The organism is Micromonospora sp. NPDC047753, assembly GCF_040642735.1.
Taxonomy (GTDB): domain Bacteria; phylum Actinomycetota; class Actinomycetes; order Mycobacteriales; family Micromonosporaceae; genus Micromonospora.
Map to the genome: position 1 here is coordinate 1 of NZ_JBEYSL010000194.1, position 11,397 is coordinate 11,397.

8 protein-coding genes and 2 pseudogenes are annotated in these 11,397 nt (G+C 72.7%); 4 read left to right on the forward strand and 6 right to left on the reverse strand.

What is annotated here, in order from left to right; genetic code table 11:
- Positions 1 to 85: 85 nt before the first annotated feature.
- From ABZ749_RS17805 to ABZ749_RS17815, 3 genes and pseudogenes are all read left to right on the forward strand, one after another.
- A pseudogene (locus ABZ749_RS17805) lies at positions 86 to 1,159 on the forward strand (ATP-binding protein); the annotation flags it as partial.
- Complete coding sequence (locus ABZ749_RS17810) at positions 1,156 to 1,836, forward strand: response regulator (protein ID WP_357228997.1); 681 nt, start codon at positions 1,156 to 1,158, stop codon at positions 1,834 to 1,836. The pseudogene ABZ749_RS17805 and the gene ABZ749_RS17810, both read left to right, overlap by 4 nt.
- Before the next feature lie 102 nt (positions 1,837 to 1,938).
- Positions 1,939 to 3,954: an FAD-dependent oxidoreductase gene (locus ABZ749_RS17815; protein WP_357228999.1), complete on the forward strand. Its 2,016-nt coding sequence runs from the start codon at positions 1,939 to 1,941 to the stop codon at positions 3,952 to 3,954.
- A gap of 114 nt (positions 3,955 to 4,068) precedes the next feature.
- On the opposite strand, the pseudogene ABZ749_RS17820 reads toward ABZ749_RS17815, so the two are convergent.
- Together ABZ749_RS17820 and ABZ749_RS17825 are read right to left on the reverse strand one after the other, a co-directional pair.
- A pseudogene (locus tag ABZ749_RS17820) lies at positions 4,069 to 4,293 on the reverse strand (SAV_915 family protein); the annotation flags it as partial.
- A 181-nt stretch (positions 4,294 to 4,474) separates the two neighbouring features.
- Positions 4,475 to 5,437, reverse strand: coding sequence for an SDR family oxidoreductase (locus ABZ749_RS17825; RefSeq protein WP_357229001.1), 963 nt, complete (start codon positions 5,435 to 5,437; stop codon positions 4,475 to 4,477).
- A 151-nt stretch (positions 5,438 to 5,588) separates the two neighbouring features.
- Between ABZ749_RS17825 and ABZ749_RS17830 the strand changes: the two genes are divergently transcribed.
- Positions 5,589 to 6,344 (forward strand): dienelactone hydrolase family protein, encoded by a 756-nt coding sequence (locus tag ABZ749_RS17830; RefSeq protein WP_357229003.1) that lies wholly within the window; start codon positions 5,589 to 5,591, stop codon positions 6,342 to 6,344.
- A 17-nt stretch (positions 6,345 to 6,361) separates the two neighbouring features.
- Here the strand turns inward: ABZ749_RS17830 and ABZ749_RS17835 are convergent, their stop codons facing one another.
- The 4 genes from ABZ749_RS17835 to ABZ749_RS17850 form a co-directional block, all read right to left on the reverse strand.
- Positions 6,362 to 7,465, reverse strand: a complete 1,104-nt coding sequence (locus tag ABZ749_RS17835) for an L-dopachrome tautomerase-related protein (protein WP_357229006.1) — start codon at positions 7,463 to 7,465, stop codon at positions 6,362 to 6,364.
- Between the two features lie 155 nt (positions 7,466 to 7,620).
- The gene (locus tag ABZ749_RS17840) at positions 7,621 to 8,502 is read right to left on the reverse strand and encodes an SMP-30/gluconolactonase/LRE family protein (protein ID WP_357229008.1); all 882 of its coding nucleotides are present in this window, start codon (positions 8,500 to 8,502) and stop codon (positions 7,621 to 7,623) included.
- Positions 8,503 to 8,576: 74 nt separating this feature from the next.
- Positions 8,577 to 8,753, reverse strand: coding sequence for a hypothetical protein (locus ABZ749_RS17845; protein ID WP_357229011.1), 177 nt, complete (start codon positions 8,751 to 8,753; stop codon positions 8,577 to 8,579).
- Entirely contained in the window at positions 8,729 to 11,239 is a 2,511-nt protein-coding gene (locus ABZ749_RS17850) for an AAA family ATPase (RefSeq protein ID WP_357229013.1), read from the reverse strand. Before ABZ749_RS17850 ends, ABZ749_RS17845 begins: the two co-directional genes overlap by 25 nt.
- Positions 11,240 to 11,397 lie beyond the last annotated feature (158 nt).

Below are 11,397 nucleotides of genomic sequence, written 5' to 3' on the forward strand. Positions count from 1 at the left end.
GGCCACCACCGGGTGCGGCTGCTGCGCGTAGAGCCACTGCAGGGCGTCGGCGTCGGTGGTGTAGCCCGTCTTGATCTTCTTGGCCCTCGCCGCCGTCGCCGGTGGCGTGCTGCGCGGCGAACGTCCGCTGCCCGCCCTGCTCGATCAGCTCCGGGAGACCTTCGGGCTGCGCGCGGTGAGCGTGCTGGAGTTGGCCGAGGAGGCCAGCGGGCGACCGGAGCGGGCCCGCGAGGAGCACGCCTGGTGCGTGGTGGCGAGCGTCGGCGAGCAGCCGGCGTGCACACCCGACGCCGGCGAGACCGCGGTGCCGGTCGACGAGCGGATCACGGTCGTGCTCAGCGGCCGGCGGTTGGAGGCGGCCGACCGGCGCATCGTCGAGGCGTTCGCCGCCCAGGCCGCCGTCGCGCTGCGCCAGGAACGGCTCGCCGAGGAGGCCGCCACCGCCCGGCCCCTCGCCGCCGCCGACCGGATGCGCACCGCGCTGCTCGCGGCGGTCAGCCACGATCTGCGTACCCCACTGGCGTCCGCGAAGGCGGCCGTGACCAGCCTGCGCAGCCACGACATCGAGTTCGACGAGTCCGACCGCGAGGAGTTGCTGGAGACCGCCGAGGAGTCGCTGGACCGGCTCGCCCGGCTGGTCGGCAACCTGCTGGACATGAGCCGGCTCCAGGCGGGCGTGCTGGGCATCTCGGCGACCGCGATCGGCCTGGAGGACGCCGTACCCCTGGCGCTTGACGAACTTGGCCCGGTGGCCGCGACGGTCGGCACTGACATTCCGGCCGACCTGCCGGCCGCCACCGCGGACCCGGGCCTGCTGGAACGGGTGCTCGTCAACATCGTCGCCAACGCGCTGCGGTACAGCCCGCCCGGTCAGCCGCCCACGATCACCGCGAGCGCCCACGCCGGCCAGGTCGAGCTGCGGGTGATCGACCGGGGGCCGGGCATCCCGGAGGACCAGTGGGAGCACGTCTTCCTGCCGTTCCAACGTCTCGGCGACCGGGACAACCAGACGGGTGTCGGTCTCGGTCTTGCCCTGTCCCGGGGGTTGGCCGAGGCGATGGGTGGCAGCATCACCCCGGAGACTACGCCCGGCGGTGGGCTCACCATGGTGCTGCGGCTGCCCGCCGCGCCGACCAGCTCGGAGGGGCCGCAGGAATGACGCGCATCCTGGTCGTCGACGACGAACCGCAGATCCTGCGTGCCCTGCGCATCAACCTGCGCGCTCGCCGGTACGACGTGGACGTTGCCGGCACCGGGGCCGCCGCGTTGAAGGCCGCCGCCAGCCACCCGCCCGACCTGGTGGTGCTGGACCTCGGCCTGCCCGACATCGACGGCGTGGAGGTGATCCGGGGCCTGCGCGGGTGGACCACAGTGCCGATCATCGTGCTCTCCGGTCGGGCCGGCAGCGAGGACAAGGTCGCCGCGCTGGACGCGGGCGCGGACGACTACGTCACCAAGCCGTTCGGCGTCGAGGAACTGCTGGCCCGCATCCGCGCGGTGACCCGCCGTCTCGGCGCGCCCAGCGAGGCGGTGCCGGCCCTGCGGATCGGCCAGCACACCGTCGACCTGGCCGACCACAGCGTGCGGCGCGACGACGGCACCGAGGTCAAGCTGACCCCCATCCAGTGGAGCGTGCTGGAGAAGCTGCTGCGTCACCCCGGCAAGCTGGTCAGCCAACGTCAGCTCCTCCAGGACGTGTGGGGGCCGGAATACCAGAACGAGACCAACTACCTGCGGCAGTACCTGGCCCAGCTACGGCGCAAGCTGGAGGACGACCCGGCCCGCCCCCGCCACCTCATCACCGAGCCGGGAATGGGTTACCGCTACCGGCCGTGAACCGTTGACACCCGCCCGAAGAGATTGAAGAATTTCGCTCGCAGCGGCAGCGGCGTGCTTCTGTAACCGTCCCCTCCACCGGTTACCCCTCGGGAGCCCGCCGTGTCCGTGCCTCTGCCCCTGTCCCGTCGTCGGCTGCTGGTCGCCGGCGGTGCCGGCCTCGTCCTGGCCGGTCTCACCGACCCGTTCCGGGCCGCCCCCGCCCGAGCCGCCGTCACCACCGCCGACCTTGTCGTCTACGGCGCCACCTCCGGCGGGCTGGCCGCCGCGATCACCATGCGCCGGCTCGGCCGCACCGCAGTGGTGGTGGAGCCCACCGGTCACGTCGGCGGGTTGAGCACCGCCGGGCTGGGCGCCACCGACACCGGCGTCCAGGCGTCCATCGGCGGGCTCGCCGCCGAGTTCTACCGCCGGGTGTACGTGAAGTACCACGGCGGAACCCTCACGTCGACGTCGCCACTGCGGATGACCTTCGAACCGCACGTCGCCACCGCCGTCTTCGCCGAGATGCTGGCCGAGGCGGGCGTGCCGGTGGTCGTCGACGCCCGGCTGGCCGGCCTGGGCCGAACCGGGAACCGGATCACCGAGCTGCGCACCGAGGACGGGTCGATCTACCGGGGCGGGGTCTTCGTCGACGCCACCTACGAGGGCGATCTGCTGGCCATGGCCGGCGTCGGGTTCACCGTCGGGCGGGAGTCCAACGACACCTACGGCGAGACGATCAACGGGGTGCAGTCGCGCAACACCCACCAGTTCGCCTACCCCGTCGACCCGTACGTGACGGCCGGCTCGCCCACCAGCGGACTGCTGCCGGGCATCTCCGCCACCCCGCTCGCCCCGCAGGGCAGCGGCGACGACAGGATCCAGGCGTACTGCTTCCGGATGTGCCTGACCCAGGCCGCCAGCCGGATCCCGTTCGGCAAGCCGTCCGGCTACGACCCCATCCGGTACGAGCTGCTGCTGCGGCACATCCAGGCCGGCTACGCGGGACCGTACTTCACCACCCACTCGGTCGGTGGCGGGAAGACCGACTCCAACAACAACGGTGCCGTGTCGACCGACAACATCGGCTTCAACTACGCGTACCCGACGGCGAGCTGGGCGACGCGCGAGAGCATCATCGCCGAGCACCGCACGTACCAGCAGGGGTTGATGTGGTTCCTGGCCAATGACAGCCGACTGCCGGCGTCGGTTCGCGACTCGACGGCCCGGTGGGGGCTGCCGGTGGACGAGTTCACCGGCACGGGCGGCTGGCCGCCGCTGCTCTACATCCGCGAGGCCCGCCGGATGATCTCCGGGTACGTGATGACCGAGGCCGACTGTCGGGGTCGGGTACGCGCCACCGACTCGGTGGGCCTGGCCAGCTACACGATGGACTCGCACAACTGTCAGCGGGTGGTCGTCGACGGCAAGGTGCGCAACGAGGGCGATGTGCAGATCGGTGTGCCGGCGCCGTACCCGGTGAGCTACCGCGCGATCGTGCCGCACGAGGCGCAGTGCGCCAACCTGCTGGTGCCGGTCTGCCTCTCGGCGAGTCACATCGCCTACGGCTCGATCCGGATGGAACCCGTGTTCATGATCCTCGGGCAGGCCGCGGCCACCGCGGCGTCCCTGGCGCTCGCCGGGAACCTCGCCGTGCAGGCCGTCTCCGTGCCGGCCCTCCAGACCCGGCTGCGCCAGGACGGCGCGGTGCTGGAGTGGGGCTCTACCAGCGAGGTGATCCTGGACAACGCGTCGACCAGCGGGATCACCCGGGCCGGAACGTGGCTGCGCAGCACCAGCATCGGTGGTTACTACGGCGGGGACTACGAGCACGACGGCAACACCGCCAAGGGCGTCAACCGGCTGCGGTTCCGCCCGACGCTACCGGTCTCCGGGTCGTGGACGGTGCAGTTGCGCTGGACCGCTGACCCCAACCGGGCGAGCAATGTGCCGGTGGACATCGCGTATTCCGGGGGTTTGGTCACCCGGACCGTCGACCAGCGGCAGTCCGGGGGTCAGTGGGTACCGCTGGGCACCTACCCGTTCACGGCGGGCACGGAGGGGAGCGTGTTGATCCGCACCGAGGACACCGACGGCCACGTGATCGCCGACGCGGTGCGCTTCGTCCGGGCCTGACCGCTCGAAACGGCAGCGGTCTCCGGACGGGCAGCGGTCTCCGGGCGGGCGGCGGTCCTCGGATCGAGCGGCGGTCCTCAGATCGAGCGGCGGTGCCACCAGCAGCGGGTCGACCTGGATCACCTCGGTCCCGAGCGGGCGCAGCATGCCCCGCAGTGCCGACTCGCACAGCTCCTCCCAGGGCTGCTCCGCGCCCATGGCGGCGACCAGCAGCTCGGGGCGGGTGAAGGCGATGCCCACCCGTCGCCCCTGTGGGGAGCGGCCGGTCCGCACCGTCCGCACCAGCCGTCCCGGCAGGTCGCGCACCGGAACGGCGAAGATTATCGGGGCCTCGTCCATTGTCGGGTTGGTCCTTCCCGTTCGTGCGGCGGTTGCGGTTGCGGCTGTTCCCAGCGTGTCATCCGCCAAGGACTCGTGGACCCATCGTCACCACCGGGCGACGGCGGTGCGCCAGTCGATACGCCGTTTCGACGGGCCACCGCCAGATCTTGACGCCGCGTTCACGCGGTGCGCTCTCCGGTCAGTTGCCGGAGAACCCGACGCCCACCAACCGTTCCGAGACGGCCCAGAGGCGGGCGGCGTCGTCGATGCTCCGGGCGGAACGGTAGACGGTCAACTCGGTCGGCGCTCCGGTGAACTGACCCAGCCCGTCCGGGCCGTAGAACCGGCCGCCCTGCGCCTGCGGGCTGGTGGCCGCGTACAGGGCGGGGCGCAGCCCGGCCTCCACCGAGTGCACCAGGAAGCCCCAACGGGCCAGCCGACTCATCACCGTGTGGTGCAGCGAGGGCCGGCTGCGGCCAAGGTTGGGACCGGACGCGTACAGGTTCGTCATCGTGGTGCCCGGGTGGGCGACGTTGCTGACGATTCCCCAGCCGCCGGCTCGACTGCGCCGGTCCAGTTCCAGCCCGAACAGCAGGGTGGCGAGCTTGGAGGCGTTGTAGGCGCGGATCGACGCGTACCTGCTGTCGCTCTGCAGGTCGTCCCAGTCCAGCCGGCCGGAGCGGGCGGCACTGCTCGACATGGTGGTGACCCGCGCCCGCCCGGCGCGGAGCAGCGGCAGAAGCCGTCCGGTCAGCGCGAAGTGGCCCAGGTGGTTGGTGCCGAGTTGCAGCTCGAAGCCCTCCGCTGTGACGTGCCGGGTGGGGGGTGTCATCACGCCCGCCTTATTGATCATGAGGTGGATCGGCCGGCCCTCGCCCAGCAGCGTGTCGGCCAACGCGGCCACCGAGTCCAGCGAGGCGAGGTCCAGCTGCCGGGTCGACACGACGGCGCCCGGTGCGGCGGCCCGTACGGCGTCCAGCGCGGCGGCGCCCTTGGCAGGGTTGCGGACCGGCAGCACCACCTCGGCGCCGGCCTGCGCCAGCCGGGTGGCCAGGCCGAGGCCCAGCCCGTCGCTGCCGCCGGTCACGACGGCGAGTTTTCCAGTCAGGTCCGGAACGGTCAGGTCGAGCACGACATCCCCCAGGTCGACGGTGTCCTTCATCGGTCGTGGACAAGCCTGGATCGGTCGCCGGCCGGTACCCAGGGTGGCCTTGTCCAGGGATCACCGGTCCCTGGCTCGGGGAAGCTGCCGGCCGGGCCGACACGGGGAGTAGCGTTCCAGGCGGACCAAGATCGGCGTACGAGGAGGCACAGTGCAGACGACGACGGTGGACATCCCGACCGGTGACGGAGTCGCGGACGCATCCCTGAGCCGGCCCGACGGAGACGGCCCGTTCCCCGCGGTGCTGCTCTTCATGGACGCCTTCGGCCCGCGTCCACGCCTGGTCGAGATGGCCGAGCGGATCGCCGCCCGGGGCTACCTGGTGCTGACACCCCACCTGTTCTACCGGGCCGGCCGGGCGCCGCTGTTCGACCTGTCCCGGCTGGGCGACGCGGATCAGCGCGGCGCGCTGTTCCAGAAGATCATGCCGTTGGTCGGCGCGTTGACCCCCGAGGTGATCAGCCGGGACACCGCCGCGTTCCTCGATTTCCTGGCCGCCCGCGACGACGTCCGACCGGGAGCGGTCGCCATCACCGGTTACTGCATGGGCGGCACGAACGCGCTGCGGGCCATCGAGGCACACCCGGACCGCATCGCCGCGGTGGCGAGCTTCCACGGCGGGCGGATCGTCACCGAGGCGCCGGACAGCCCACACCTGGGCGTCGCCTCGATCACCGGCGAGCTGTACCTCGGGCACGCCGACGCAGACCAGTCGATGACGCCCGAGCAGATCGCCACGCTGGAGAAGGCGCTCGACGCCGCCGGTGTGCGCTACCGCTCCGAGGTGTACGAGGGCGCGCACCACGGCTACACCATGGCCGACACCCCGGCGTACGACGAGCAGGCCACCGAGCGTCACTGGGCCGCCCTGTTCGACCTCCTGGACCGCACAGTGCCCGCCAGCTGACGGGCGCGCCGGCCCGATCAGCGGCGCAGCAGCACCGGGCCGGCGTCGATGCGGGTGCGGAACAACGCGTACGGCTTGCGGCGCAGGTCCTTGCCCCGCTGGTACTGCGGCTGCCGGTGCAGTTGGTTGGCGGTGACGTAGAGGTAGCCGTCGGTGGCCACCGACATGGTGTCCGGCCAGAGCAGCCGTGGGTCGTGCACCAGGGTCTCGTACTCGCCGTCGGGCAGTCGACGGAGCACCCCGTTGTGCTCGTACGAGGTGAGGTAGAGCCGCCCCGCGTCGTCGCTCTCCAACCCGTCCGAGGCGGTGCCCCGGTCGCCCTCGTCGACCACTGTGGCGGCGACCGCCTCCTGGGTGACGCCCGGGTCGGCCAGCGCCTCGGTGGACACGCTGTGCAGGCGTCGGGACGCCAGCGGGCAGTAGTAGAGCCGTTCGCCGTCGGCGGAGATGGCGATGCCGTCGGAGCCCATGCTCACCGGCTTCGGCGGGCCGTCGGCCGGCCGTTCGAGGAACGGTCGGCCCTCCACCACCGGCCGGAACGACGTCAGCGGTTCCGCCTTTGTGGACGGGTGGTCGTGCAACCGCCGCCAGGAGGCCCCGCTGGCCAGGTCCACCACGATGATCCCGTTCGGCCCGGAGTCCGCCGAGTCGGTGATGTACGCGACCCCCGCCTCGCCCCGCCGCAGGTCGAAGCGGACGTCGTTGAGGTAGGTCGTCGGCAGCGCCACGTCCGCCGGGAAGGTGATCACTTGGGCGACCGTGTCCGTGTCCAGGTCGATCCGGACCAGCTTGGGGCCGCCCGGCTTGGTGGGCTGGAACATCGGGCTGCCGGTGTCCAGCACCCAGAGCCGGTCGGCCGGGTCCACCACGATGCTCTGCACCGAAACGAACGCACCCGCGTCGTTGTCGCCGGACGGGTCGTTCCAGGCCTGGTCGGGGTAGGGCACCTCCTGATCGTCGCGCAGCTCGACGACCGTGGCCGGCACCTCGTCGCCCCATTTCGGGAAGTTGACGAAGATCCGGCCGGAGTGCGAGACGCTCACCCCGGTCGGCATCGGGCCGGTGAAGGTGTGCACCAACTCCAGCTCGCCCATCGGCTCGTCGCCGACCGGCCCGTTCATGACGTCCGCCCCACGGTGCTCATCGCCCGCCCCTTCCGACCCGCCGGATGTCCCGCTCCACCGCTGCTATTCCCGCCCGGACGTCCGGTATGCGTCGCCAGTCAGCGGAGCCGGAAGGGACAGCGGAGCCGGAGGGCGGGCCGGTCCGCGTTCGGTCAGGCCACCGGCGCGGCGGCCCTGGCGGCGGGCAGGCCGGGAACGGGGACGTCCACCGCGAGTAGCGCTCCGTCTTCCGGGCCGGGCGTGTCCAGCCCCACCCGGGCGGTGCCGATGAAGAGTCGCCGCAGGTCGGGGCCGCCCAGGCAGATCCCGGCCGGCTGTTTCGCCGGCAGCCGGATCTCCTGCTCCAGGGTCCCGTCCGGCCGGTAGCGGCGGACCGCCGAACCGCCCCACAGCGCGATCCAGAGGTGACCGGCGGCGTCGACGGTCATGCCGTCCGGGCCGCCATCCGCGGAGGGCAACCGGAGGAACGGCTCCCGCCCGTTCAGGGCCCCCGTCGCGGGGTCGACGGTGAACCGGTCGATCTCGCCGCGCGGCGTGTCGGCGAGGTACATGGTGGTGCCCGTGGCGTCGAACGCCGGTCCGTTCGGGATGGTCAGTCCTGTGACCGCGGGCACCGGTGCCGCGCCGGGGGTGAGCCGGAACAGCGTGCCGCCGCCGGGCGTCATCGCGTACGTCATGCTGCCGGCCCAGAAGTGGCCGTGCGGGTCGGCGACCGCGTCGTTCATCCGGGTGGGAACGGGTGCGTCAGCGACCAGGTCGGCGACCGGTCGGGGGTCACCGGTGGCGGGCAGCACTGTGAGACCGGTTCCGGCGGCGGCCAGCCAGTCACCGGGCCGGCCGGCCACCGGGGCTACCGCGCCGAGCGGAACGTCGAGACGGCGTACCTCCCGTAGCGCGGCGGGGGCGTCGCCGTCGGTTTCCAGCAATCGTCCGGCCAGCAGATCGACGAGGATCAGGCGGTCGTCGACCCAGCGCAGCCCTTCGCCCAACTCCAACCGGTCGGTGCTCCAGACGGTGGGCTCGGTCAGCTCCATCTCGCTCCTCCAAACGATCTACGGGGGTGGTGGCGGGCGGTCCTGCCGATCAGCGGTGACCGCCCACCACCCGGTCAGCGGACCGTACCGCCCGGCTCGTGGTCCAGCAGCGCCAGCTCCGCCCGGTCGGGCAGGCCCTCCCAGTCGCCCCTGGTGGCGACCGCGAACGCGCCGGTGGTGACGGCCCGGTCCAGTCGGCCACAGGTCGGCTCGGCTTCGCGTCGGTTCAGGCCGGGACGAACTCCCGGCATCGACGTAGCGCGGCGAGGGCGAGTGGAGCCTCGCGGTCGGCGATCCCGGCTTCCAACTCGGCCACCGCACTCGCCGCCCGCGCCGGTTCACCAGTCGCGGCTGCCGCTTCGGCCAACACCAGCACGGCCTCGGCGGCCCAGGCCAGGACGCCCTTTCCGCGTACCAGCGACAGCGCCTCGGCCGCGTGCCGGACCGCCTCGTCCGGCCTGTCGAGGAGCAGCAGCCGGGCAAGCGCCGAGAGTGCCTGCACCAGTGGCCAGATCGCGCCGACCCGCCGAGCGTCGGCCACCACATCCCGCAGCGCCCGTTCGGCGACCTCCACGTCGTCGCCTCGCCCGGCGGTGCTGCGGAGGTCGTTGCGTCCCTTGGCGGTGCCGCCGTGTTCGTTGCGTCCCTCGGCGGTGCCGCCGTGCCCGGTGCCGGCAACGAGCGCCAGCACCGTGGCCAGTTCGGCCCGCGCGTCCAGCAGGGTGACCGGCATCCGCTCGGCGTTGGCCACCAACCGGCCGAGCCGTTCGGCGAGCCCGTCCAGCCGGCCGGCGGCCCGGTCCAGTGACAGTTCGGTCGCCTCCACCAGGGACGCCAGCCGCTCGTACCCGGTCTCGTCGACAAGCGCCCGACCGGCCGCCAGCAACGCTTCGGCCTGCTCCGGGTGACCCGCGTGCAGCGCGCCCTGCGCCCAGTTCAGGCAGGCTCGCGCGTGCTCGCGGGGCCGGTCGGCCAAGTCGGCGGACGCGCGCAGCTCGGAGATGATCGCCCACGCCGCCGGGTCGCCCAGCTCCAGCAGCAACGAGGCTCGGGCGATGCGGACCGCGAGGTGCGCCGCCGGGTCCCCGCTGGCCGCGGCGGCGGTCTCCGCCTCCGCGCAGCGGGCCAGGTGGTCGTCGACGTGCCGGCCGACGACGGTGTCGGGGGCCGCCAGCACCGCGAGCGCCGGGGCCTTTCGGCGCGGCGCGCGCAGGTACGGCACGGCACGCTCGATCTCCGTGTACCCGCGCAGCGCCTCGCCCTGCTGTCGCAGCATCCGCCCGAGCACCAGACCCAGCTCACCTCGGGCACCCGGCGGCAGCCGCCGGTCGGCGAGCAGCCGTTCCAGCACCGGGATGGCCTCGGCCTGGCTGAGTCCGTCGATGGCCGACCGGCCCAACTTGGCGGCGAGCCGAACCCGTACCGGCCGGGGCAGTTCGGCGATGTCCATCGTCTGGAGCAGGAAGCTGGCCGCTGTAGCGTCGTCGCCGCGCTCGGTGGCGAGGTCGGCGGCCGCCTCGGCGTTGCGGACGAAGTCTGCCCCGCTGCCGGCTCGACGGTAGTGGTGCGCCAGTTGGGCCACCGGCCTCGGCAGCTCCTGTTCCAACACCCGCGCCACCCGCAGGTGCAGCCACTCCCGGATCTCCCGGGGCACCAGGTCGTATACCACCTGTCGGGCCAGGTCGTGCCGGAACCGCAGGCCGTCCCCGGCGTCGTGCAGCAGGCCCGCCCGGTGCGCGGCGGTCAACGCCGCGCCGATCGCCACCCGATCGAGGCTGAGCACCGAGGCGAGGATGCGCTGATCAGGCGTCATCCCCAGTACGGCCGCCGCGCCGAGCACCTCCCGGGTGGCCTCGTCGAGCGGACGCAGCCGCCAGAGCAGCACGTCACGCAGGACGAAAGGGACACTGTCGTCGGCCAACGGGTCGCCGCCCCGCTCGGCGAGCGTCCGCAACACCTCCTCGACCACGAACGGGATGCCTGCCGTGCGGTCGAGCAGGGTGGCGGTCAGCTGCTGAGGCGGATCGTCGAGGCGCAGGGTGCGGGCCGCCAACCGGCGTACGTCGGCGGCGTCCAGCGGGCCGAGCGCAACGCGCGTGACGCTCCACGGGGGAGTCCGGGCCAGGGCGTCGTGGATCGGCGTACTGCTTCCCGGCGTCGCCGTACGCGCGGTCAGCACCACTGCCAGCCCTTCCACCGGGTGGGTGCTCAGGTAGGCGAGGAGTTCGCAGGTCGCCGGGTCCGCCCAGTGCAGATCCTCCAGCAACAGCGTGGCCGGACTCAGCGCGGCGAGCACCGCCGCGACGGCGCGGAGCAGGCGATGTCGTTCGGCCGCCGGGTCGGTCAACGGAGGCGGGGCGTCCGGCAGGACGTCGACCAGTTCGGGTAGTAGCGGCGCGAGGGCGCCGGCCACCGGGTTGAGCGGACCGAGTCGGTCGGCGCTGCCCCGGATCGCGTCCAGCAGCACGCCGAGCGGGAAGGGCTCGGGCACGTCGTCGCACTCGCCGACGAGGTGTCGCCCGGGGAGTTCGGCGAGCAGTTCGGCGACGAGTCGACTCTTGCCGATCCCGGGCTCACCCTCCAGCAGGATCAGGCAGGGCGGGGTGGCGACGAGTCGGCGTAACTGCGCAAGTTCCGCCGCTCGGCCGACGAACTCGACGGGCCCGCGCAGACGTTCGGGGCGGACGGGAGTTGGGCTCCCGCCGCCCCGTTTCTTGTCCTCGCCACTGTCGATCACCGTGGGCCGAGCAGATCACCTCTGCCCGGCGCGACGGTGGGCCGGCGGATCGGCGGTGACCTGGGTCTTTTCGTCGGTGGCTTTTGATCTGGTACGGACGCGGGTGGGCGATGCCGCGCGGGTCGAGGGTGGCGTTGGCGGCGGCGACGTTGGCGACC

Coding starts and splice junctions, on each gene's coding strand:
- ABZ749_RS17845 (WP_357229011.1), bottom strand. CDS start 8,753: ATGCCGGGAGTTCGTCCCGGCCTGAACCGACGCGAAGCCGAGCCGACC.
- ABZ749_RS17840 (WP_357229008.1), bottom strand. CDS start 8,502: ATGGAGCTGACCGAGCCCACCGTCTGGAGCACCGACCGGTTGGAGTTG.
- ABZ749_RS17825 (WP_357229001.1), bottom strand. CDS start 5,437: ATGAAGGACACCGTCGACCTGGGGGATGTCGTGCTCGACCTGACCGTT.
- ABZ749_RS17810 (WP_357228997.1), top strand. CDS start 1,156: ATGACGCGCATCCTGGTCGTCGACGACGAACCGCAGATCCTGCGTGCC.
- ABZ749_RS17835 (WP_357229006.1), bottom strand. CDS start 7,465: ATGAACGGGCCGGTCGGCGACGAGCCGATGGGCGAGCTGGAGTTGGTG.